Raw genomic sequence first — 23,402 nt, 5'->3', positions numbered from 1 at the left:
ATATGGCCGTCTCTTTATTATGGCATTGTATCCCGCCGCTTTTTTGCCGCTGCGCTCACGCGGGATATAAGAACAACTGTCAATAACTATACAAAATAAATTTACGGAGGGCAAAGATGGACTATCAGAGCGAATACCAAAAGAAGCTGACGTCGCTTGAAGGCGCGTACAGCATGTTGAAGGACGGAGACCTGTTCTACGCCGGTACCGCAACGGCGGAGCCGGTGACCTTTTTGAAGCACATTCACGAGATGCACGGAAAGCTTCACAACCTTACGATGCATATCAACCTGGCGCTTGCAAACGTGCCGGCATACGACCCCAAGTACGCGGACATGTGGAACGTGCAGAGCTCGTTCTTCGCGCGTTTCTTAACGCCTCTTCAGAGAGCGGGCATGTCGACCTATATGCCGTCGCATTTAAGAAACATCGGCGTTGACCCCGAATATCGCTACAAGAACATAACCAATCAGCGCGTAAACGCATACGTGCTCGCGGTTTCCCCGATGGACAAGCACGGCTATTTCACCTCAAGCTCATACGCGTGCTACCACAGAACGTGGATGGACTATGCAGACAAGGTAATCGTTGAGGTAAACGAGAACGCACCGCGTACCTTTGGCGACACTTACATTCACATTTCCGAGGTTGACGCAATAATCCATTCCGAGGACAACAAAATAATCTATATGCCCATTAAAGAGCCCGACGAAGACGATAAGGCTATCGGCAAGCAGATCGCAGACCTCATCAAGGACGGCGACAACATCCAGCTCGGCATCGGCGGTATCCCCACCGCGTGCGCACGCGAGCTTGCAGTAAGAAAGGATCTGGGCGTTCACACCGAAATGTTAAACGACGGCCTTGTATATCTCGCAAAGGCCGGCGCAATCACCAACAAGAAGAAGAATTACTTCCCCGACAAGATAATCACCACGTTCTCCATGGGTACGAAGGACGTTTACGATTACATAGACGACAACCCGAACGTGCTCCATCTCGACGTTGCATACACGAACAACCCGAAGGTGTTCGCACGCAACGACAACGTTATTTCCGTTAACTCCTGCCTGCAGATAGACCTTATGGGCCAGTGCGCGTCCGAGGCTATCGGTACGAACCAGATTTCCGGCGTAGGCGGCCAGACCGAGACCGCGGTAGGCGCGAAGGAATCCCTCGGCGGCAAGTCGGTAATCGCTCTTCATTCCACGAGAATGTTAAAGCAGCCCGACGGCTCGAAGAAGATGGTATCGAACATAGTTCCCGTTCATCCGGCAGGCACCGTTATCTCGCTTATGAGAAACGACGTAGACTTCGTATGCACCGAGTACGGCATGGCTGCACTTCGCGGCGCAAGCTTAAAGGAGCGCTCGAAGGCTCTTATCAGCATAGCTCACCCCGACTTCAGAGCGGAGCTCGAAGAGCAGGCTAAGAAATGGTACCTCATGTAATAAAAAATTCAATATAAAGGAAGCAAACACATGGGAATCTACGAAGAGTATCAAAAAAAGAAAAAAACGCTCGACGAAGCCTATGCGCTGCTTAAAGACGGAGATTTTATCTGGACGTGCGAGGCAAGCGCCGAGCCGCTGACGTTCAAGCGTCATCTGCATGAGATGAGCGGCAAGCTTCACGGCCTCGTGATGTACGCCGGCCTTTCCTCCGAAAGACAGACGATATGCGACGACGAGTACGCAGACCTCATAAGCTTTGAGAGCCTGTTTTTCCCGAGATACCTCACCCCGCTTCAGAAGACGGGACGCGCCACCTACATGCCGATGCATTTAAGGAACGCCGGTCTCGATCCGCTTTACCGCTATAAGTACACGGGACGCCGTATAAACTTTATGGTGCTCACCGTATCGCCTATGGACAAGCACGGATATTTCACCTCAGGATCGACTGCGATAAACATCCGCGACCTCGTTGAATACGCGGACCACATCATAGTCGAGGTAAACGAAAGCAATCCGCGCACCTTCGGCGACACTTATATACATATAAGCGAGGTCGATACGATAATCGACAGCGAGGACAACAAGATAATTTATCTCCCCGTAAGAGAACCGGGCGAGACCGACCGCATAATCGGCAAGTCGATCGCGGGACTCGTTCAGGACGGCGACACGCTGCAGCTCGGCATAGGCGGCATACCCACTGCGTGCGCCGTAGAGCTTGAAAAGAAGAAGAACTTAGGCATCCATACAGAAATGTTAAACGACGGCCTCGTTCATCTTTTAAAATCGGGCGCTGTCACCAACACGGAAAAGAATTACTACAGAAACAAGATAATCACCACGTTCTCCATGGGCTCAAAGGATGTTTACGACTATATCGATAACAACCCGAACATCCTTCATCTGCGTTCGGCATACGTAAACAATCCGGCGATAATTTCGAGGAACGACAACTTCGTTTCGATAAATACGACGCTTGCGATAGACCTGATGGGTCAGTGCTCGTCGGAGGCTATCGGCACGAACCAGATCTCCGGCGTAGGCGGTCAGACCGATACGGCCGTGGGCGCGAAAGAGTCCTTGGGAGGCAAGTCGATAGTGGCGCTTCATTCGACGCGCGAATTAAAGCAGAAGGACGGCACGAAAAAGCGCGTATCGAACATATATCCCGTTCATCCGAGCGGAACGGCCATCTCGCTTATGAGAAACGACGTGGACTTCGTGGTAACGGAATACGGTATAGCGGCGCTTCGCGGCGCGAGCCTCAAGGAGCGCTCGAACGCTCTTATAAATATTGCCCATCCGGACTTCAGAGAAGAGCTTACGGCAGCAGCCAAGAAGTGGTACCTCATGTAGAGAGCTGCCGCGGAACGGAGGAAAGATGTACAAAGAGCAGTATTTAAAAAAATTAAAGACGCTTGAGGGCGTATACGATTCGATAAAGGACGGAGATTACATATTCTGCGGTACCGCGTCGTGTGAGCCGCTGACGTTTTTCAATCACTTTCACACGTTGCACGGCAAGCGAAAGGACCTTATTCTCCAATTCAACCAGCTTACAAGTCAGGCGCAGATGTTCGACGAGAAATATCATGACCTCTATTCGATAGAGAGCGGCTTCTTTTCCAAGAATTACAGAAAGCTGCACGAGTCGGGAATGGTCACGCTTATACCCATGCATCTTCGCTATATGGGACAGGAGCCCCCACTCAGATTGATGAGAAACGGACAGCGAATGAATATCGCTATCTTCTCCGTATCGCCCATGGATAAGCACGGATACTTCTCGACAGGTTCCACAGCCGGATATTATCGTGAGATCATAGATTTCGCAGACAGAGTTATAGTCGAAGTAAACGAGTCGTGTCCACGCACGTTCGGAGATACTTATCTTCACATATCGGAAGTAGACATGATCTACGAAAGCGAAGATCATAAGCTGTTTTACCCGCCGAAAGTACAGCCGTCCGAGACAGACAGGCTTATCGGCAGGGCGATAGCCGAGATAGTAAACGACGGCGACACGCTCCAGCTCGGCATAGGCGGCATACCGTCGGCCTGCGTTTCGGAGCTTACGCATAAGAAAGATCTCGGCATACATACCGAAATGCTGAACGACGGATTTGTGGATCTTATCAATGCCGGAGCGGTTACGAACAGGAAGAAGAATTACTTTCCCAATATAGTAGTGACCGCCTTTACGCAGGGCTGCAAGGAAACGTACGATTATATCGACAACAACCCCGGTGTGCTGCACCTTAGCTCCACGTTTACGAACTCGCCGTGGGTTGCTAAGAGAAATGAGAACTTCGTCGCGATCAACGCGGCTCTTATGGTCGACCTTATGGGACAGACGGCGTCCGAGGCTGTAGGAAGAATGCAGATATCCGGCGCCGGAGGTCAGGTGGACATGACGATAGGAGCAAAGGAATCGCCCGGCGGCCGCGCTGTGATCGCGCTGCACTCCACGCGCATGCTTGCGCGTCCCGACGGCACAAAGGAACGTATATCGACGATTGTTCCGACGCTTCCCTACGGGACTCCGGTCACGCTGTCGAGAAACGACGTAGACTTTGTCTGCACCGAGTACGGCATGGCGGCGCTCAGAGGCGCGAGCCTCAAGGAAAGAGCTTTGTCGCTCATAAATATTGCTCACCCGGATTACAGAGCAGAGCTTCTTTGGGAAGCTAAAAGATGGTATCTTATATAACACGTTTTATAAAAAATATTAACAGATTTATTATAATGGAGGATTAAATAATGAGCTACGAGGAAATGTACAGGCAGAAATTTACGACGTTGGACCACGTTTATTCGTTACTTAAGGACGGCGACTACATTTACTGCCTCAATTCGAGCGCAGAGCCGAGAACGTTTCTCGCACATCTGCATGAATTAAAGGGAAAAGTAAAGGATCTTCACTTCCAGATGGGTCTTACCAGCTTAAAGGCACAGGTATTCCAGGAAGAGTATTCCGAGATAGGCAACTTTGTAAGCTCCTTCTTCCCGCGTCACTTCACGCCCCTTCAGAGACAGGGCCGCGCGTTCTACATCCCGCTGCACCTTCGCAACACCGGTAAGGACGCTATATATCACTTAAAGCACATCGGCCAGCCGATAAACTACGTTGTACTCGACGTTTCTCCGATGGATAAACACGGCTACTTCACCTCCGGCTCCACGGCAATGGCTATGCGTATGTTCCTTGAGTATGGCTGTAAGATCGTAGTTGAGGTAAACGAGGCTTGCCCGCGTACCTTCGGCGATACTTACATCCACATCTCCGAGGTCGACTACATAATCAATTCGGAAGACAATAAGATAAACTATCTCCCCAAGATCCCGCCGTCGGATCAGGACAGACAGATAGGCAAGATGATCGCCGAGATGGTTAACGACGGCGACAACGTACAGCTCGGTATCGGCGGTATCCCGTCCGCATGCGCCGAGGAGCTCGTAAACAAGAAGGATCTGGGCGTTCACACCGAGATGCTCAACGACGGTCTCGTATTCCTTGCAAAGAACGGCGCTATCACGAATAGGAAGAAGAACTACTTCAAGAACAAGTTCGTGACCTCGTTCTCCGCAGGCTCGAAGGACGTTTACGACTTCATCGACGACAACCCGAACGTACTCCACCTTCAGGTCGCATTCGTAAACAGCCCCGAAGTATTCGCAAGAAACGACAAAGTTATCTCCGTAAACACCACGCTCCAGGTAGACCTTATGGGTCAGTGCGCGTCAGAGGCTATTCTTACGAACCAGATATCCGGTACGGGCGGCCAGACTGAGACTATCATCGGCGCTAAGGAATCGAAGGGCGGCAAGTCCATCATCGCTCTCCACTCCACCCGTGAGTTAAAGCAGCCCGACGGCTCGAAGAAGCGCATTTCCACCATACTCCCCGTACAGCCGCAGGGCACCGTTGTTTCCCTTACGAGAAACGACGTTGACTTCGTTGTTACAGAGTACGGCGTAGCTGCACTCCGCGGCGCGACCCTCAGAGAGCGCGCTCGCGCAATGATAGACATCGCTCATCCCGATTACAGGGCAGAGCTTGAAGAGCAGGCTAAGAGACTCTGGCTCCTCTGATTTAAAATACGCCTTACGTTTTGGCGGCGCGCACCGCGCGCCGCCAAAAAAATGTACCTTACAGTAAAAAAATTCAAAGCTTAAAGCCCGAAAGGAAATATGCAGCCATGAGCTACGAGGAAATGTACCGTGAGAAACTAAGAACGCTGGATGACGTTTACGCGATGTTAAACGACGGCGATTATATCTGCTGTCTTACGTCGAGCGCGGAGCCGAGAACGTTTCTTACGTTTCTGCACAGGCTCAAGGGCGTGAGAAAGAATCTTCATATTCAGGCCACCTTCACCACGATCCGGTTTTCTGAGATATATAAGGACGAATATGCCGACCTATGCGATTTTTCAAGCCCGTTCTTTCCGAGAACACGCGTACCCCTGCAAAGGAGCGGGCGTGCATCGTACATACCGATGCATCTGAGGAACAGAGGCGTCGATACGGTATATCATCTGAAGCAGATATCCCGTCCCATGAACTACGTTATAATAGCGGTCACTCCCATGGATAAACACGGATACTTCTGTTCCGGCTCGTGCGCCCTTGCGATGCGCACGTATCTTTCTTACGGCTGCAAGGTCATACTTGAAGTGAACGAAGCCTGCCCGCGCACCTTCGGAGATACTTATATTCACATTTCCGAGGTCGATTACATTTATAATTCGCACGACAACAAGATAAATTATTATCCCTCGCCCCCTCCTACGGACGAGGACAAAGAGATAGGCGGCATGATCGCCGATCTCGTGCATGACGGCGACACGATACAGTTAGGCATCGGCGGCATACTTTCGGGATGCGCAAACGGGCTTGTGAATAAGCGCGACCTCGGCGTACATACCGAGATGTTCAACGACGGCCTTATGAACCTTTATAACGCGGGCGCCATAACGAATAAAAAGAAGAGCTTATTTAAAAATAAGATCGTAGCGGCGTTTTCATCAGGCGCAAAGGAAGTATTCGACTTTGTGGACGACAATCCCGGCATGATTCATCTTGACGCGCTCTATGTGAACCATCCCGCGAACTTTTCAAAGAACGACAATATAATTTCAGTCAATACGACGCTCGCCATAGACCTTATGGGTCAGTGCTCGTCAGAGGCCGTGCTCACGGAGCAGATATCCGGCACGGGCGGACAGACCGAGACGATAATCGGCGCAAAGGAGGCGCACGGCGGCCGCTCCGTCATAGCGCTCCATTCGACGCGCGGGATAAAGCAGCCCGACGGCTCGAAAAAGTATATCTCTACGATAATTCCCGTTCATCCCGCTGGTACGGTAGTATCGCTTACGAGAAACGACGTCGACTTCGTATGCACCGAGTACGGCATGGCGGCGCTTCGCGGCGCAACGCTTCGCGAACGTGCGCAGGCGCTCATAAATATCGCGCATCCCGATTACAGAGAAGAGCTTACCGAGCAGGCAAAGCGGCTCTGGCTCATCTGAAATGGCAGACGAACCTATGTTCGGCATTTGGCGGCAGGCAGCACGCGGCCAAATGGCGAAATAAAAAAATCTGAATATAGGAATGATATCAAATGACGTATCAGGATATGTATAAAAAGAAGCTCACGACCATCGAGCACGTCTACGAGATGCTCGAGGACGGCGAGTATATAACCATCATAAACAACAGCGCCGAGCCACAGACCTTTTTAAAGCGCCTTCACGAGGCGCAGGGCAAGGTAAAGGGGCTTTGCGTGCAGATGGGCAACATTACGTTCACGCCCAAGTTCTTCGAGCCCGAATATAAGGAGCTTGCACACGTTGAGAGCACCTTCTTCGGCCGCAATTATTCTCCGCTTCAGACGCAGGGACGCTCCGCGTACGTGCCCGTACATCTTCGCAATTCCGCGAAGGACGTTATATATCACCTAAAGCGCATTAACCGCCCCATAAGGCGAATGGTAGTTTCCGTATCTCCGATGGACAAGCACGGCTATTTTTCCACCGCTACGAACGGCCTTGCGCCGAGAATGTGGCAGAAATACGCCGACGAGATCATAGTTGAGGTAAACGAGGCATGCCCGCGCACGTTCGGAGATACTCATCTTCACATTTCCGAGGTTACGGCGATATACAATTCCGACGAAAAGACGATATTCTACGCGCAGAAGCCCAATCCGTCGGAGATCGACAGGCAGATAGGCCGGGCCATCGCGGAAATGGTAAACGACGGCGACACGATACAGCTGGGTATAGGCGGCATACCGTCGGCCTGCGCGATGGAGCTTGCGCATAAAAAGGATCTCGGCATACATACCGAGATGTTTAACGACGGCCTTATGTACCTTTGCGAGTGCGGCGCCGTTACGAACAGAAGAAAAAATTACTTCAGAAACAAGATAGTCACCTCGTTCTCGGCGGGCACGAAGGAGCTCTTCGATTACGTTGACAACAATATGAACATACTCCATTTGGCTGTGGCTTATGTAAACCTGCCGGAGGTAGTTTCAAGAAACGACAACTTCGTATCCGTGAATACGACGCTTCAGGTCGACCTGATGGGACAGTGCTGCTCCGAGGCCATCCAGACGCGCCAGATATCGGGCACGGGCGGTCAGACCGAGACGATAATCGGCGCGAAGGAATCGCACGGCGGCCGCTCGATAATCGCGCTTCACTCAACGCGCGACATAAAGCAGCCCGACGGCTCGAGAAAGCGCATATCGAATATACAGTCCGTACATCCCGAAGGCGCGGTAGTATCGCTTTCGCGAAACGACGTCGACTTCGTATGCACCGAATACGGCATCGCCGCTCTTCGCGGCGCTACGCTTCGCGAGCGCGCACGTGCGCTCATAAACGTGGCGCATCCCGATTACAGAGCACAGCTTGAGGAGGACGCGAAGCGTCTGTGGCTTTTATAAGAATTAAACGAAAAACCAAGAAAACGCGGCGAAAGCCGCTTTTCTTTCGGTCGCTCACAGCGGAAAGGAATTAAAATGGATTTTATTGAGGCTGTAATATATACCTCGACCGAGGGCATAGAGATACTCACCGCCCGCCTTATCATGGCGGGCATACAGGGCTTCGTAATCGAGGATGCCGAGGATTTTCGCGACTTTTTAAAGGAGACGACGCCGCGCTGGGACTACGTGGACGACGAGCTTATGCGTACGATGTCGGATGCCGAATCGAAGGTAAAGCTTTATCTTACGAACGACGCGCAGGGAAAGGCAATGCTCGACACGGTATCGGGTGAGGTGCGCGCTTTAAAGGAAAGCGACGAAAGCGGCGCGTACGGAAGGCTTGAAATAGAGCTTTCAAACGTGCGCGAGGAGGACTGGGACGGCAACTGGAAGCAGTATTTCAAGCCGTTTGACGTGGGACGCCGCTTTACGGTCAAGCCCTCGTGGGAGGAATGCACGCTCTCAGACGGCAGGATAATACTTGAGATAGACCCCGCGTCGAGCTTCGGCACGGGATCGCATCATACGACAAAGCTTTGCCTTATGGCGCTCGAGGATACGGTCAGCCCCGGCGACCGAGTGCTCGACATGGGCTGCGGCACGGGAATTTTAGGCATCGCGGCCGCGCTTTTGGGCGCGGGCGAAGTCACCGCCGTCGACATAGAGGAGCACAGCGCAAAAACGGCGCTTGAGAACGCCGTAAAGAACGGCATACCGAAGGAACGCTTTACAACGTATTTCGGCAATATCCTAGAGGACGAGGCGCTCTGCCGCGCCATCGGCGGCGGATACGACGTTGTTGCGGCGAATATCGTCGCGGACGTAATAATCGCCATGAGAAAAAGATTTTTTGAGTTCTTAAAGCCGGGGGGCACGCTCATAGTTTCGGGGCTTATCTCTCAGCGCGCGGACGAGGTGGAACAGATGCTTAAAAATACGGGCTTTGCTGTCATCAAAAAGAGCTCGCTTTCCGATTGGTGCGCCATTGTGATGGAAAAGTGAAATTTTCGAAGCGGCGATAAAAATATAGACAAATCATATTCGGTTTAGTATAATAAGCTGTATGCATGAAGACAGGAGTTTTTTCATTGCCGAAATTCTTTGCGGAACCTTTTAAAATAGGAAACGACAGAATAATAATAGATACGGACGACGTTTCGCACATAACGAAGGTGCTGCGCCACAGGAAGGGCGACGTAATAACGGTGTGCGACGGCATGAAAAGCGACTATACCTGCAGGATCTCCGAAATCACGCGCGAGATCGTGGTCTGCGATATTCTTGAAAAAAGGGCGAATACGGCAGAACCGTCGCTTGCGCTTACGCTGTTTTTGGCGCTCCCGAAGGGAGATAAGGCCGATTTCGTAATACAGAAATCGGTGGAGCTCGGCGTTTCGCGCGTCGTTATGTTCGAGGGCGAGAACAGTGTGGCAAAATGCCCGAAGGACGCGCGCGAGGTCAAAAAGAAGCTTGATAAGTGGCAAAAGACGGCGCGCGAGGCGGCAAAGCAGTGCGGACGCGGAATAATACCGGAGGTCTCGGGCATATTTACGTTTAAAGCGGCGATAAAAGAGGCCGAAAGATGCGGCACGGTCGTCTTTCTTCACGAAAAGGAGAAAAACGGCGCCGTAGACGACGCGGTCGCGCGCGGTGTGAAGAGCGCGGCGCTTTTTGTGGGGCCCGAGGGCGGATTTTCACCGGCAGAGGCCGAATACGCGTCGTCGCACGGCGCGCACATCGCGGGACTCGGCAGCCGCGTACTGCGGCTTGAAACGGCGGCGCTGGCCGTACAGGCCGTGATCATGCATATCACGCATAACTTATAAAGGAGAGGATATTCTTGGCGAGAAGAGGCGAGAAGAAAATAATCGTTGAAGACGAAAAGCAGAGGAAGGAAAACGTCATAGGTTCGAGACTGCTTGCGCTTCTGGCTTTATCGGTCGCGTATATTTTCATTTTGATGTTCCTTTACAATTCGATAACGGGGATAACCAATATCGTAATGGGATTTGCGGCGATAAAGGTCATATTCTACGTTTCGGCGGCGCTGCTTGCGGCCTCGCTCGTATTTTTCATCGTGCGGCGCGTAAGAAAGACGGACGAGGAGTACAAGATCGTAACGGGCGGCAATGCGCTTGCCACGTTCATCGTGTTCTTCGCGGCTTCGGCGCTCATATACAAGTACGATGTGTCCGCGATAAAGGTCATGTACGTTGTTATTCCCGTGTGGTTCCTTATATACATGATATACAAGCTGTATATGAGAGAGTTCTTCACGGTATCTCTCACGACGGCGATAGGCGGCGCGCTGCTTTACTTTATGTATCGTTTGAGCTTTGCGGCAGCGGGCGTCGATGGGTCGTTCTCATCGGCTCTTAAATCGTTCGAAACAGGCTTTTTGATAATCTTTATCGCCCTTGCCGTTATAGAATGCGTCATCATAGCGCTGTCGAAGAAGAATCAGGGAAGGCTGACAAAATCGAAGACGTCTAAGCACATAGCGTCGCAAAATGCGTCATACCCTCCTCTTTTCATAGCGCCGGCTATATTTGCAGCCTGCCTTATAGTTTCGCTGTTCTATTCGCAGATACTCTTTTACGGCATATTCGTGCTTGCGGGCTTCTGGTTCATAATGTTTATATATTATACTTATGTCATGATGAAGAAATAGTATTTGACGGCTTCTGCGCCGGGAAACATTCGTTTTCCGGCGCATTTCGTATTTTGTAAAGAATCTTTTAATTCGGGACCGAACCACTTGACGCGACAGGGCATACGTTATATATTTAATTCGGTACCGAATTAAATATATTGAAAGGAAGATATGTGTGGCAAAGACAAAGGAACAGATAATAATTGAAAAGCTGAGAAAAACGGGGCACAAGGCGCGCATGGGCATTTTAGCCGGATACGACGCGCCTATGGACAAGATGCCGCCGCACGGTATGCACAAGATGCCGCCGCATATTGCACAAAGGCTCGGACACAAGATGCCGCCTCCGGGATTTCATCCTCCCTTCGGCCACAGGCCGTCCGCGCCGTTCTTCCACCGGGAGCTCATACTTATGATACTTCTCGACGCGGGTGAGGGCGGCATGCGTCAAAAGGATATAGCAAAGGAGCTGGGGATAAACCCGTCCTCGCTTTCAGAGCAAATAGACCGTCTGGAAAGCGACCGCTATATCGAGCGCAGGGCAAATCCCGAGGACAAGCGCTCTACGCTTATCGTGCTTACCGAAAAGGGGCGCGCACGCGCGTACGAGGTCGCAGACGAGCGCCAGAAGGCAGCGGCACAGTTTTGCAAAAGCCTAACGGAGGACGAAAAAGACACGCTGATAGCGCTGCTTGAAAAGCTTATTGCGGACTGAGAGAGAAAAACATTTGTAATTAAAAGTCATATTGACAATTTAGGCCTTGTTTGAAATAATTATTAAGATGTTTCATAATCTGCACCACGGGAGAGTGGGTATATGCTTAAACTTACAGGATATTTAAAACCTTATATAGGGCTTATCATATTGTCGCTCATACTTTTGTTTACACAGGCGATGTGCGACTTAAATCTGCCTAATTACATGGCAAATATCGTAAATACGGGAATACAGCGCGCAGGCGTAGAGTCGTTTGCGCCAAAGCGCATAGACGAAGAGGCTTTAAAGCTTATTTTAAGCGTAAGCTCAGACAAAGACTCCGAGGTCTTGGCAGCTTCCTATGAAAAAAGCGATAACGAGGCCGGCATATATATTTTAAAGGAAACAGCAGATACAGAAGCCGTAGAGCGCACCGTATCGCTTGCGGCGCAGACGCTCACCGTTCTTTCGCAAAGCGAAGACAACAAAGACGCCGACGTGCTTTTATCGGCAGATGTAAGCGATATGGCGCGTGTGCTCGCGGCGGCCGATGAAGCGGCAAAGGCCGAGGAGTCGGTGCGCGAGCAGAATGCCGTTACCCTGGTGCGTGCGATTTATACGCGCGCAGGGGGCGACGCTGATAAGGCGCAGATGAGCTTTATTTATAAAAGCGGAGGCGTAATGCTGCTCGTTTCGCTTTTGGGCGTTGCGGCGGCGATAGGGGTGGGCTTTTTCTCGTCGCGCGTAAGCTCCGCCGTTGCAAGAGATCTAAGGCGCGATCTGTTCAATAAGGTCGAAAGCTTTTCAAACGCCGAATTTGACAAATTCTCTACGGCGTCGCTCATAACGCGCACGACGAACGACATAACGCAGATACAGCTCGTTACGACGCTGGCCATGCGCATAATGATCTACGCGCCGATAATGGGCATAGGCGGAGTAATAATGGTAGTGAGCCGATGCGTCTCAATGACGTGGATAGTCGCGCTTTCGGTTGGCATACTCATCGCTATGATAATAATCATATTCTTTATCGCGATGCCGAAGTTCAAAATAATTCAGAAGCTTATAGACAAGCTTAATCTCGTTGCGCGCGAAAATCTGACGGGAGTTACCGTAATGCGCGCCTTCGGAAGCGAGGAGTTCGAGCATGAGCGCTTTGATAAAGCCAACGCGGCTCTTACAAAGACAAATCTCTTTATAAACCGCGTAATGGTATTTATGATGCCGATGATGATGCTCATTATGAATCTTACCATGCTTTTAGTGCTTTGGGCAGGCGCGGGAAGAATAAACACCGGAGAGCTCATGGTGGGCGACGTGATGGCGTTTTTACAGTATGCCATGCATATAATAATGTCGTTCTTTATTATATCCGTTATGTTCATCATGGTGCCGCGCGCAAGCGTTGCGGGCGACAGAGTATACGAAGTGTTAAAGGAGGAGCCCGGCATAAAGGACTGCGATACGCCGAAAGAGATGATAAAGGATATGCGCGGCGTAGTAGAGTTTGACCATGTTTCATTTAAATACGGGAGATCGGGACATGATGTGCTCAGCGACATAACATTTACGGCGTATCCGGGACGCACGACAGCCATTATCGGCGCAACGGGAAGCGGAAAGACGACGCTGTTAAACCTGATACTGCGCTTTTACGACGTAAGCTCCGGAGCCGTAAAGGTGGGCGGCGTTGACGTAAGAGACTTAAAGCAGAGCGAGCTTCGGCGTGAGATAGGATATGCGCCGCAGAAGGGACTGCTCTTTTCGGGCACGATAGAATCCAATCTTAAATTTGCAGAAGAAGACGCGTCAAAAGACGATGTACAGCGCGCCGTAGAGGTATCCCAGGCGGCGGAGTTCGTATATAAAAAAGACGACGGCATACTTTCTCCTATAGCTCAGGGCGGCTCCAACGTGTCGGGCGGACAGCGCCAGAGACTCAGCATAGCGCGCGCAATACTCAGAAAGGCGCCGATATATATATTCGACGACAGCTTCTCCGCGCTCGATTTTAAGACGGATGCGCGCCTTCGTGCCGAGCTGAAACGTTACGTTAAGGAAGCAACGGTAATAATCGTAGCGCAGAGGATAAGCACGATAATGGACGCAGACCAGATACTCGTGCTCGATGAGGGCAGGATAGTCGGCGCGGGACGCCATGACGAGCTTATGGCGTCGTGCAGGGTATACCGCGAAATAGCCGCATCTCAGCTTGGAACGGAGGCGGTGTAAATGCAGGGAAGAGGACCGATGAGAGCCATGCCGCACGGGCGCGGCGCGAAGGATTTTAAGGGAACGTTAAAGAAGCTCATAAAATACATGAGCGACTTTAAGCTGATGCTGCTTGCGGTCGTAATATTTTCCGTAGCATCCACCGTGTTCACCATAATAGGTCCCGCGATACTTGGCACTATCACTACGCGCATATACGAGGGCGTTATGCTCATGGCGCAGGGAGCGGGAGGCATAGATTTTGAGGCGATAATAAAAACGGCTTTGCTGCTTATAGGGATATATCTTTTAAGCGCGCTGTTTTCATATCTTCAGGGTTTTTTCATGTCGTCGGTTTCGATGAAGGTGACGTATAATCTTCGCCGCGACATATCCGATAAGATATCGCGCCTGCCGCTTTCATATTTTGACGGCAAAAACTTCGGCGAGGTGCTTTCGCTGATAACGAACGACGTTGACGCCATAACGAACAGCTTAAATCAAAGCCTTACGCAGATAATCTCATCGATAGTAACGCTTGTAGGCGTATTCATAATGATGCTTTTGATAAGCCCCGTTATGGCGATAGTGACGCTGTGCATAATACCGCTTTCGGCGCTTGTAATGATGCTTATAGTAAAGCGTTCTCAAAAATACTTCACAGATCAGCAGCGCTATCTCGGCCATGTGAACGGCCATATTGAGGAAATGTATTCGAGCCATGTAGTAGTAAAGGCTTTCGGAGCGGAAAAAAAGTCGGCGGATTCTTTTGACAGATTAAACGGAGAGCTTTATACTTCGGCGTGGAAATCGCAGTTCTTGTCGGGACTTATGCACCCGATAATGATGTTCATAGGCAATCTCGGATATGTGGCCGCAACGATAATGGGCGGATACTTCGCAATTACGGGACGCATCACGGTCGGCAGCATTCAGGCGTTCATACAATACGTGAAGAATTTTACGCAGCCGCTTTCGCAAATTGCAAACATCTCAAACGTGATACAGCAGACGATAGCCGCCGCAGAGCGCGTATTCGAGTTTCTTGAGGAGACTGAGGAAGCGCCGGACGACGCCGAGCCCGCCGATGCGTCAAAAACACAGGGCAATGTAAGCTTTGACCATGTGCGTTTCGGATATTCCAAGGACAAGATCATCATAAAGGATTTTACCTCAAATATAAAGAAAGGACAGAAGGTGGCCATAGTAGGCCCTACGGGCGCGGGCAAAACTACGGTAGTAAATCTTTTGATGCGCTTTTATGAGTTAAACGGCGGCGCGATACTTATTGACGGAGAGAATATAACGCGATTTAAGAAAAAAGACCTTCGCGCACAGTTTGCCATGGTAACTCAGGAGCCGTGGCTTTACAGCGCAAGCGTGCGTGAGAATATACGCTACGGACGGCTTACCGCGACCGACGAAGAAGTGGAAAACGCGGCAAAGGCAGCTTCGGCGCATCACTTTATCATGACGCTGCCCCAAGGCTATGATACCGAGCTTAACGAGGAGTCGTCAAACGTATCGCAGGGACAAAAGCAGCTTTTGACGATAGCGCGCGCCGTGTTGGCCGATCCTAAGATACTTATATTGGACGAAGCGACAAGCTCCGTAGATACGCGCACCGAGGCGCTTATACAGAAGGCGATGGATAATCTTATGAAGGGGCGCACAAGCTTTATTATCGCGCACCGTCTCTCCACGATACGCGACGCCGACATGATACTGGTAATGAATGAGGGCGATATCATAGAGCAGGGCACGCACAAAGAGCTTTTGGAAAAGAAAGGATTTTATTACGAGCTGTATAATGCGCAGTTCGCAGGAGAAGATCTAAAAACAACAAAATAACACTTTTTTTAAAATCACTTGAAATAGCTCGATAATATTGATATTATGTTTATATAGAACATGGTATTGAAAAGGAGTGAAAAGAAATGCCACTGGTTACGACGACGGAAATGTTTAAAAAGGCCTATGAGGGCGGATACGCCGTGGGTGCGTTCAACGTCAATAATATGGAGATTATACAGGGTATAACAGAAGCTGCTATGGAGGAGAAAGCGCCGCTGATCCTTCAGGTATCGGCAGGTGCGAGAAAATACGCAAAACATGTTTATCTTGTAAAGCTTGTCGAAGCTGCGCTGGAGGATACAGGTCTTCCCATTGCGCTTCATCTTGATCACGGAGAAGATTTTGAGATATGCAAGTCGTGCGTTGACGGCGGCTTTTCTTCGGTAATGATCGACGGCTCAAAGCACAGCTTTGAGGACAATATAAAGCTGACGAAGCAGGTAGTTGATTATGCGCATGCTCATGGAGTAGTCGTAGAGGGCGAGCTCGGTAAGCTTGCGGGCATAGAAGACAATATAAACGTGTCAGAGAAAGACGCAATGTTCACCGACCCCGCTCAGGCACAGGAATTTGTTGAGCGCACGGGCGTCGATTCGCTTGCAATAGCAATAGGCACCTCGCACGGCGCGTATAAATTCAAAGGCGAGGCAAGACTTCAGTTCGATATCCTTGAAGAAGTGGGCAGAAGGCTGCCGGGCTTCCCGATAGTGCTTCACGGAGCATCATCCGTTATGCCGGAATACGTTGAGATAATAAACAAATTCGGCGGACAGATGCCGGGCGCAAAGGGCGTGCCGGAGGAGATGCTGAGAAAGGCAGCGGGCATGGCCGTATGTAAGATAAATATCGACACCGATCTTAGACTTGCAATGACGGCTTCGATAAGACAGTATTTCGTTGAGCATCCCGAGCATTTTGACCCGAGACAGTATTTAAAGCCGGCGCGCGCAAATATAAAAGAAGTCGTAAGACATAAGCTCATAAACGTGCTCGGCTGCGCAGGCAAGGCATAACAAGTAATTTAAAAATCGCCGCAAGAATTTTCTTGCGGCGTTTTTATATTTGCTATAATGCGCATTATTCGTCTTTTAATATCATTTCATAAGCTTCGTTACGCTTAAGCCCCGTTTCTTTCATTACGGCGGCCAGGATATCGCGGTTAGATGCTTTTTCTTCTCTTAGGCGCGAAATTATCGCATGCGCGCGCTCTTTTTCTCCGGCTTCATCTTCTTTTAATGCTTTAAGCGCTTCTGCTTCGCCAAGCCCTTCAACGACGAGAACAAATTCGCCGAGCGGCTTTAAGTCCTCGTATTTTTTTATGGCTTCGCCTATAGTCATGCGCACTGTCTCCTCGTATTTCTTCGTAAGCTCGCGCGAAAGCGATATGCGCCGGTCGGGTCCGAATGTGTCGGCAAGATCGCGAAGCGTCTGAGCAAGCTTGTGAGGAGCCTCATAAAATACCATTGCGCGCTTTTCGTTCTTTAAGGCAGAAAGATGCTCTCTGCGCCGTCTGTTCGACACCGAAAGGAACCCCTCGAAGGTAAATCTGCCGCCGCCGAGCCCTGACGCGGCTGCTGCGCATACTACTGCGCTGGGCCCCGGTATCACCTTAACTTCTATGTCGTTATCATGACAAAGGCTCACGAGCTCCTCGCCGGGATCGGATATGGCGGGCATGCCCGCATCGGTCACGAGCGCACAGCTTTTGCCTTCCTCCATAAGCGTTAAAAGCTCTTCGCCGCGGGCACGCTTGTTATGCTCATGATAGCTTACGAGCGGCTTTTTTATATCAAAGTGATTAAGCAGCTTAAGTGTGTTTCTTGTATCCTCGGCGGCTATTATATCTGCCGATTTAAGAGTTTCTATCGCACGAAACGTCATGTCGTCAAGATTGCCTATCGGCGTACCGACGAGGTATAATCTGCCTTTTTGCATATTTATGCCCTTTCGTATATTGCGTTTATTTCGTCAGTGTAGCTGCCGTCCGAATTATGGATATACAGCGGAGGAAGCATTATGCACGACGGGTGCGCTCCCTTTTGCCCCTCTATGAGCAGCATCGAGGCGTTCTGTCCCGCCTTCGGATGTACGGCTCGGAGCCGTTTCGGCTCGATTGTGTATCTTCTCATCGAGGTGATTATGTCGGCTATCCTCTCGGGGCGGTGTATCATATAAAAAAGCCCGCCGAATTTAAGGCAGCGCGATGCTGCCGCTATAACGTCGTCAACAGTGCATGCTATCTCATGGCGCGCGATCTTTTGCGCCTGTGAAGCGTTTTTTTCGCCGCGCGCAGGCTCCATATACGGCGGATTGCTCACAACGCTGTCAAAAGCGAAGCCGAAATATGATTCGCTTACGTTTTTTAAGTCGTCTTCGAATATTTTTACGCGCTCGGAAAGTTCGTTGAGAGCGACGTTCCTTTTTGCAAGAGCGGCTGCGGCGCTTTGAAGCTCTACTCCCGCTATAAAAGATGCCTTTGTCTTATGCGAAAGAAGAAGCGGTATTATACCGTTTCCGCAGCCGAGATCAAGCGCGCGTCCGCGGTATTTGACGCGCGCAAAATCAGACAGCAGTACGGCGTCTACTCCAAAGCAGAACTGCGTTTTATCCTGTATAAGCCTGAGGCCGCCAAGCCCCAGATCATCAAGTCTCTCGTTTTCGGAAAGCAGCATTTTATCCTCCGTACATATGTGAAAAGCCTGTGCAGGGCACAGGCTTTCGCAGAATAATAATATTTCCTCTATATAATTATTCTATTATGCTTCTTTGATAGCGCCGGTCGGGCAAGTATCTGAACATGCACCGCAATCTATGCACGCACCTGCATCGATAACGAATTTGGTATCACCCTCGGAAATCGCCGAAGCGGGGCATTCACCTGCGCACGCACCGCAGCTGATGCACTCATCTGTAATCATGTAAGGCATAATTTGCACCTCCGTAAATGTTTTGTATCTATATTGTAGCACGCTTTGTGAAAAAATCAACTATATTTACGAGCTATAACGAAAGATTTTCAAAAAAATTAACAAAAATTATCAGTTAGTTTCTACTCGAGATTTTTTAAAGAGGCTATTTCTTCCTTAGTTACTATTATTCGGCCGTCCTTGATCGTCTTTACCTGGGAGCGCGTATACGTTTTAGGAACGGCGTCGGGCGCCGAATTAAGACGCACCTTTAATTCTCCCTTTATAAGATTGACCTCAACTACTGTGCCGTTGCCGTCGGGCGTTGAGACGAACGCTCCCGTTTTCGGCGTGCTTTTCATAATGCTCTCGTATGCCTCCTGCTCATATTTAAGACAGCACATAAGTCTGCCGCAGGTGCCGGATATCTTTGTGGGATTTAAAGACAGGCTTTGCTCCTTCGCCATTTTTATCGACACGGGCTGAAAATCGCCCAAAAAAGTCGCGCAGCACAGAGGGTTGCCGCACACGCCTAGGCCGCCCACGTATTTTGCTTCATCGCGCACGCCTATCTGTCTCAGTTCTATCCTCGTTCTGAAAACGCTTGCCAGATCTTTTACAAGCTCTCTGAAATCAATGCGGCCGTAGGCCGTGAAATAAAACAGTATCTTATTGTTGTCGAACGTATATTCAGCGTCGATAAGCTTCATTTCAAGGCCGTAATCGGCGATCTTTTTTTCGCATATTTTAAACGCCTCGCGCGCACGCGCAAAGTTTTCTTTAAGGTGTTCGTCGTCGCTTGGAGTTGCTGTTCTTATTACGGGTTTGAGCGGCGAGGTCACATGTGAATCGTCGATCTGGCGGTTCGGTATAACTACCTCTCCGTATTCAACGCCTCGCGCCGTTTCGACAATGACGTTAGTGCCCTTGTCGATTTTCATGCCGGCAGGATCGAAGTAATATATCTTGCCGACGGGTCTGAATCTTACGCCTATTATTTCAATCATTTATTGCCTCCCACGCATGCACCAGAAAAGAATTTATGCATGCGCTGTAATTTATATTTCTTAAAATTTGATTTTTAGTATCTTCGCATATATCATAGAGCGTTGAAATGCCTTTTTCAGAAAGACGTCCGTTCAGTTTTTTTATACGCTCAAGATCGTCTGTAAACGTTACTGCGGGGAAGCCCCGTGAAACATGCAGCGCATCGGACAGAAAACGCTCCATCATGTCAAAGATAACGCCCGCATCTTCATTTCCCTTTTTTACTTTGTCACGCTCTGCCAAAAACTGTTTTCCCAGCTTTAAAAAAGCGTATTCGCTGCCGAAGCAAAGCGTTTCAAAAACGGCAAGGCAGAGCTCTCTTTGTTCGCTGTCGCGCTTTAACCGGCGCTTGCCCTGAAGCGAGAGGGCGCGCCCTATAAAGCCGTAAGAAAGCGAAGCGAGACGGCGCGCTTCCTCGGGCTTTAAGCCTTCGTTCTTTACAAGAAAGTCTGTGACCTCGTCGAAAGTTACGGGATATACTTTTAAGCATACACAACGTGAAAGCACGGTGTCAAGTAATTTATATTTATTTTCCGTACATAGTATGAACGTAACGAACGAAGGCGGTTCCTCCAAAAGCTTCAGAAAAGCGTTCTGCGCGGCGGGGTTCATTTTTTCGGCGTGATATATTACATACGCCTTTCTTTCGCCGTCGTTCGGATATACGGCTGCCGTTCTTGAAAGCTCACGTATATCCTCTACCTTTATGGCTTCACCCTGTTTGTCGAGAGCTATTATGTCGGGATGTATGCCTTTTTTGGCTTTTCGGCATGATATGCAGTTTCCGCAGCCGCCTTTTGGGCAAAGTATGCTTGCGGCCAGAAGATTTGAAAGATATCCGGCGCCGAGCCCGCTTTCGCCTTCGATAAGAATAGCGTGAGAAAGCGTATCCGCTTTCAATGCGGCTTTAAGCATGTCTTTTGGCGCCGTATTTCCGTAAAAACAGTCGAGCATCATTTTACGACAGACACCTTCCTTACGCCGAGACGCTCCATAAGCGCGGCCTCGTAGGGGCCTATCAGCTGACCCGGCATAAGATACGGTATACCGGGAGGATATTTCGTCAGGGTCTCACACGATATGCGTCCGTTTGCCGCGCGCGGGCTTATATATTCCTTGTCCGAAAAAAAAGCCTCTCTCATATCCATGCCGAAGACGGGATCGGGCGGCGGATCGGGGGGAGCGTATGAGAATTTTTTTCTTGCGCGCGCGCTTAAACTCAAAAGCGCCGCCTGGAGCGCTTCAAAATCAGAGGCGGAGTTTGCCACGCTGGGGATGAGCACCACGTTTTCATCATCGGCCATTTCGCAGATTATGGCGAACTCATCTTCAAGCGAATCGTAAAGCTCGTATCCGCTCATGAGGGTGCGCCCAGTATGTATGACTATGCGCGTTATATCGGAGGACGCCTGTTCTATATGGGAAAACGGAGTGGAAATATCGAGCCATGCCGTAAAATAGGCCGCTTTCTCAGCAAGCGCATAAAGCGATTCGCGCCCCTCTGAGTCCATATATGTTATACACTTTTCCGCCGACGCAAGTATAAGATACGAAGGACTGGAGGTGGAAAAAAGCGAAAGACGCTTTGTTATTTCTTCGGCCGGATATTTGTTTGAAAAAAGCACGGCCGCGCCCGTAAGAGCAGGCAGCGTTTTATGGAGCGATACCACCGTGAACTCGGCGCAAAGCGGAAGACGATCCATAAACAGCATATTTCCGCCGTGAGCCGCGTCAACTATAAGCTCTGCTCCGGCGGCGTCGGTTATTGCATGTATCATCTCTAAACTTGCGCAAAGCCCGTAATATGACGGGCTTGTTATAACGACAGAAGACGCGTCGGGATATTTTTCAAGCGCAGCGTAGACGTCGGCGGAAGACGGGGGCAGAAGTATGCCCTCCGCGCTGTATTCGGCGCCCAGAAAAACGGGTCTTAAGCCTAAAAGCACGGCCGCGTCTATAACGCTTTTATGACAGCCGCGGTCAAATATCACACGGTCGCCGGGACGCGCCGACAAAGAAAGCGCGCCGTAAAGCCCCAGCGTTGAGCCTCCGGTAAGATAATGCGCCGCCATAACGCCGAATCTGTCCGAAAGCGCGCGTTGAGACTCTGCTATAACATGCTTCGGATCAAAAAGGTCATCTGTTGCGTTAAGCTCGGTCACATCATAGGGCATTACGGAGGAAAGATAATTGCTGCCTAAAGACGCTCCGCCCTTGTGACCCGGCATAAAGAATCTTATCGCGCCGCTGTGCGCAAATTCAAAAAGATTATCGTATATCTTCATCGTCGTCTGCCGCTTCAAGTTCCTTGTCCCCATATTGATCATCGTCTGCTTCTGCTGCTTTTTCGGCCTCGGCGTCGTCGTCATTTTCGTAATATTCGTCTGCCTCGCCGTCATCCTTTTTTGTAAATATCGGGAGGAAGCGTCTTATAAAGCCTCGCTTTTTTTCGCCTGTGTCATCCTCGTCGCTTATATAAAGCCTGAGAACGCCGCTGTCAACGAAAAGCGGATTTACTGCGAATATAACGCTGTCGCCTACGGCGCAGTTTATTTTAGTAACGTCGAGCACGACGTTGCACATACATACGCGCCCGAGCACGCGGACCTTTTTCGAGTTTATTTCGGCGTAGAGCCTCTTATTCGTAAAAAAGCGCTTGAAATCGCCGAACATATATCGCCACACGTCGCTGCCGCGGAAGGTATCCTTTGATTTTTCCATGCAGAAGCCGTCAATATATCCAATGGGCACTACCGCACAGCGCGTGGCCTTTTTTACCTTGAATACGTTGGCATAGCCAACGTTCTGTCCCGGCTCGAGCCAGCGTATCTCCGTAATGTCGCCCGAAAGATAGCCTATCTTATAAAGGCCCCATTCGTTGCGTATTGGAAGACGGCCTAAAAAGGCGGAGCCTATCCTTACCGCGTCGAGGCGCGTATTGGGAAACCTCAGCGCCGCGCAGGAATTGGCGGCGTGGCGCATGGGAAACGAAAGCCCGTCTCCCTCCATGAGGTTGAGCATGGAAAGAAACGCCTCGAGCTGCACTTCGGTGCTTTGCTTGTCTCCGAAGGCGTTTGAAAAATGAGTGTAGACGCCGGTAAGCTCGATATTCTCCATGAAGCGGCTGATGTTCACCACTTTTTCCAGGTCGGCGCTTCCGAAGCCGTAACGGCCGAAGCCCGTGTCAAGCTCGATATGGGCGGAGACGATCTCTCCCGCGTCGCCGGCCACGCCGTTTAGCATAACGGCGGCTTCATTGGAGCCTATCGTTGCCGTAAGCCCAAGCTCCAATATCTCGCGCGCCTCCGACTCTATCGCCGTTGAGCGCATGAGAAGTATCTCCTCCTCAAAGCCGCATTCTCTGAGAGCGCGCGCCTCCCACAGCTCGCAGACGGCAAACATGTCTATGCCGCATTCGCGCAAGACCTCGGCGAACTTAACGATATCGAGTCCGTAGCCGTTGCCCTTTAAAACTCCGATAACGCGCACGCCCACCGTGTCCTTGACGATTTCAATATTCGCTTTAAGCTTGTCCTTTTCGATTATAAGTGCGTTCATAAATGCCCCCAAGGTT

Annotated in this window: 20 protein-coding genes; 13 read left to right on the top strand and 7 right to left on the bottom strand. The window is 50.4% G+C overall.

Annotation, left to right across the window (positions count from 1 at the left end; translation table 11 throughout):
* Positions 1-116 precede the first annotated feature (116 nt).
* The 13 genes from IJG50_05555 (at position 117) to fba (ending at position 16,888) form a co-directional block, all read left to right on the top strand.
* Positions 117-1,451: a 4-hydroxybutyrate--acetyl-CoA CoA transferase gene (locus IJG50_05555; GenBank protein ID MBQ3379318.1), complete on the top strand. Its 1,335-nt coding sequence runs from the start codon at positions 117-119 to the stop codon at positions 1,449-1,451.
* Between the two features lie 30 nt (positions 1,452-1,481).
* A complete protein-coding gene (locus IJG50_05550; protein MBQ3379317.1) occupies positions 1,482-2,813 on the top strand; it encodes a 4-hydroxybutyrate--acetyl-CoA CoA transferase in 1,332 nt (443 codons plus the stop codon).
* Between the two features lie 25 nt (positions 2,814-2,838).
* A complete protein-coding gene (locus IJG50_05545) occupies positions 2,839-4,167 on the top strand; it encodes a 4-hydroxybutyrate--acetyl-CoA CoA transferase (GenBank protein MBQ3379316.1) in 1,329 nt (442 codons plus the stop codon).
* Positions 4,168-4,217: 50 nt separating this feature from the next.
* On the top strand, positions 4,218-5,549 hold the full coding sequence (locus IJG50_05540) for a 4-hydroxybutyrate--acetyl-CoA CoA transferase (GenBank protein ID MBQ3379315.1): 1,332 nt from the start codon (positions 4,218-4,220) through the stop codon (positions 5,547-5,549).
* A gap of 107 nt (positions 5,550-5,656) precedes the next feature.
* The gene (locus tag IJG50_05535; protein ID MBQ3379314.1) at positions 5,657-6,991 is read left to right on the top strand and encodes a 4-hydroxybutyrate--acetyl-CoA CoA transferase; all 1,335 of its coding nucleotides are present in this window, start codon (positions 5,657-5,659) and stop codon (positions 6,989-6,991) included.
* Between the two features lie 92 nt (positions 6,992-7,083).
* The gene (locus IJG50_05530; protein ID MBQ3379313.1) at positions 7,084-8,415 is read left to right on the top strand and encodes a 4-hydroxybutyrate--acetyl-CoA CoA transferase; all 1,332 of its coding nucleotides are present in this window, start codon (positions 7,084-7,086) and stop codon (positions 8,413-8,415) included.
* A 75-nt stretch (positions 8,416-8,490) separates the two neighbouring features.
* Positions 8,491-9,459, top strand: a complete 969-nt coding sequence (prmA, locus tag IJG50_05525) for a 50S ribosomal protein L11 methyltransferase (GenBank protein MBQ3379312.1) — start codon at positions 8,491-8,493, stop codon at positions 9,457-9,459.
* Positions 9,460-9,545: 86 nt separating this feature from the next.
* Positions 9,546-10,283 carry a 16S rRNA (uracil(1498)-N(3))-methyltransferase gene (locus IJG50_05520; protein MBQ3379311.1) on the top strand — a complete coding sequence of 246 codons (738 nt, stop codon included), beginning with the start codon at positions 9,546-9,548 and terminating at the stop codon, positions 10,281-10,283.
* Between the two features lie 14 nt (positions 10,284-10,297).
* Entirely contained in the window at positions 10,298-11,128 is an 831-nt protein-coding gene (locus IJG50_05515; protein ID MBQ3379310.1) for a hypothetical protein, read from the top strand.
* Between the two features lie 157 nt (positions 11,129-11,285).
* Positions 11,286-11,825 carry a MarR family transcriptional regulator gene (locus IJG50_05510; GenBank protein MBQ3379309.1) on the top strand — a complete coding sequence of 180 codons (540 nt, stop codon included), beginning with the start codon at positions 11,286-11,288 and terminating at the stop codon, positions 11,823-11,825.
* A 102-nt stretch (positions 11,826-11,927) separates the two neighbouring features.
* On the top strand, positions 11,928-14,042 hold the full coding sequence (locus IJG50_05505) for an ABC transporter ATP-binding protein (protein ID MBQ3379308.1): 2,115 nt from the start codon (positions 11,928-11,930) through the stop codon (positions 14,040-14,042).
* Positions 14,043-15,872: an ABC transporter ATP-binding protein gene (locus IJG50_05500; protein ID MBQ3379307.1), complete on the top strand. Its 1,830-nt coding sequence runs from the start codon at positions 14,043-14,045 to the stop codon at positions 15,870-15,872. It begins immediately after the preceding gene.
* 86 nt (positions 15,873-15,958) lie between these two features.
* On the top strand, positions 15,959-16,888 hold the full coding sequence (gene fba / locus IJG50_05495; protein MBQ3379306.1) for a class II fructose-1,6-bisphosphate aldolase: 930 nt from the start codon (positions 15,959-15,961) through the stop codon (positions 16,886-16,888).
* Between the two features lie 64 nt (positions 16,889-16,952).
* Here fba and rsmI read toward each other — a convergent pair whose 3' ends face one another.
* From rsmI to alr, 7 genes are all read right to left on the bottom strand, one after another.
* The gene (gene rsmI, locus IJG50_05490; GenBank protein ID MBQ3379305.1) at positions 16,953-17,810 is read right to left on the bottom strand and encodes a 16S rRNA (cytidine(1402)-2'-O)-methyltransferase; all 858 of its coding nucleotides are present in this window, start codon (positions 17,808-17,810) and stop codon (positions 16,953-16,955) included.
* 2 nt (positions 17,811-17,812) lie between these two features.
* Positions 17,813-18,547: a tRNA1(Val) (adenine(37)-N6)-methyltransferase gene (locus tag IJG50_05485; protein ID MBQ3379304.1), complete on the bottom strand. Its 735-nt coding sequence runs from the start codon at positions 18,545-18,547 to the stop codon at positions 17,813-17,815.
* A gap of 84 nt (positions 18,548-18,631) precedes the next feature.
* Positions 18,632-18,802, bottom strand: coding sequence for a 4Fe-4S binding protein (locus tag IJG50_05480; protein MBQ3379303.1), 171 nt, complete (start codon positions 18,800-18,802; stop codon positions 18,632-18,634).
* Between the two features lie 122 nt (positions 18,803-18,924).
* Positions 18,925-19,788 carry a stage 0 sporulation family protein gene (locus IJG50_05475; GenBank protein MBQ3379302.1) on the bottom strand — a complete coding sequence of 288 codons (864 nt, stop codon included), beginning with the start codon at positions 19,786-19,788 and terminating at the stop codon, positions 18,925-18,927.
* Positions 19,781-20,785, bottom strand: coding sequence for a DNA polymerase III subunit (locus IJG50_05470; GenBank protein ID MBQ3379301.1), 1,005 nt, complete (start codon positions 20,783-20,785; stop codon positions 19,781-19,783). Before IJG50_05470 ends, IJG50_05475 begins: the two co-directional genes overlap by 8 nt.
* On the bottom strand, positions 20,782-22,146 hold the full coding sequence (locus tag IJG50_05465) for an aminotransferase class I/II-fold pyridoxal phosphate-dependent enzyme (protein ID MBQ3379300.1): 1,365 nt from the start codon (positions 22,144-22,146) through the stop codon (positions 20,782-20,784). The genes IJG50_05470 and IJG50_05465 overlap by 4 nt, the downstream gene beginning before the upstream one ends.
* Complete coding sequence (gene alr / locus IJG50_05460) at positions 22,097-23,386, bottom strand: alanine racemase (protein MBQ3379299.1); 1,290 nt, start codon at positions 23,384-23,386, stop codon at positions 22,097-22,099. Before alr ends, IJG50_05465 begins: the two co-directional genes overlap by 50 nt.
* Positions 23,387-23,402: the final 16 nt, after the last annotated feature.

Source organism: Clostridia bacterium (assembly GCA_017405765.1).
In the GTDB taxonomy this organism is placed as follows: Bacteria; Bacillota; Clostridia; order Oscillospirales; family RGIG577; genus RGIG577.
Note: the sequence above shows the minus strand (reverse complement) of the source record. Positions and strands in the feature narration are given on the sequence as shown.

What these genes read in the sequence shown, in the direction of transcription:
- IJG50_05555 (MBQ3379318.1), top strand. Translation starts at nt 117, where the DNA reads ATGGACTATCAGAGCGAATACCAAAAGAAGCTGACGTCGCTTGAAGGC.
- IJG50_05550 (MBQ3379317.1), top strand. Translation starts at nt 1,482, where the DNA reads ATGGGAATCTACGAAGAGTATCAAAAAAAGAAAAAAACGCTCGACGAA.
- IJG50_05545 (MBQ3379316.1), top strand. Translation starts at nt 2,839, where the DNA reads ATGTACAAAGAGCAGTATTTAAAAAAATTAAAGACGCTTGAGGGCGTA.
- IJG50_05540 (MBQ3379315.1), top strand. Translation starts at nt 4,218, where the DNA reads ATGAGCTACGAGGAAATGTACAGGCAGAAATTTACGACGTTGGACCAC.
- IJG50_05535 (MBQ3379314.1), top strand. Translation starts at nt 5,657, where the DNA reads ATGAGCTACGAGGAAATGTACCGTGAGAAACTAAGAACGCTGGATGAC.
- IJG50_05530 (MBQ3379313.1), top strand. Translation starts at nt 7,084, where the DNA reads ATGACGTATCAGGATATGTATAAAAAGAAGCTCACGACCATCGAGCAC.
- prmA (MBQ3379312.1), top strand. Translation starts at nt 8,491, where the DNA reads ATGGATTTTATTGAGGCTGTAATATATACCTCGACCGAGGGCATAGAG.
- IJG50_05505 (MBQ3379308.1), top strand. Translation starts at nt 11,928, where the DNA reads ATGCTTAAACTTACAGGATATTTAAAACCTTATATAGGGCTTATCATA.
- IJG50_05500 (MBQ3379307.1), top strand. Translation starts at nt 14,043, where the DNA reads ATGCAGGGAAGAGGACCGATGAGAGCCATGCCGCACGGGCGCGGCGCG.
- fba (MBQ3379306.1), top strand. Translation starts at nt 15,959, where the DNA reads ATGCCACTGGTTACGACGACGGAAATGTTTAAAAAGGCCTATGAGGGC.
- rsmI (MBQ3379305.1), bottom strand. Translation starts at nt 17,810, where the DNA reads ATGCAAAAAGGCAGATTATACCTCGTCGGTACGCCGATAGGCAATCTT.
- IJG50_05485 (MBQ3379304.1), bottom strand. Translation starts at nt 18,547, where the DNA reads ATGCTGCTTTCCGAAAACGAGAGACTTGATGATCTGGGGCTTGGCGGC.
- IJG50_05480 (MBQ3379303.1), bottom strand. Translation starts at nt 18,802, where the DNA reads ATGCCTTACATGATTACAGATGAGTGCATCAGCTGCGGTGCGTGCGCA.
- IJG50_05475 (MBQ3379302.1), bottom strand. Translation starts at nt 19,788, where the DNA reads ATGATTGAAATAATAGGCGTAAGATTCAGACCCGTCGGCAAGATATAT.
- IJG50_05470 (MBQ3379301.1), bottom strand. Translation starts at nt 20,785, where the DNA reads ATGATGCTCGACTGTTTTTACGGAAATACGGCGCCAAAAGACATGCTT.
- IJG50_05465 (MBQ3379300.1), bottom strand. Translation starts at nt 22,146, where the DNA reads ATGGGGACAAGGAACTTGAAGCGGCAGACGACGATGAAGATATACGAT.
- alr (MBQ3379299.1), bottom strand. Translation starts at nt 23,386, where the DNA reads ATGAACGCACTTATAATCGAAAAGGACAAGCTTAAAGCGAATATTGAA.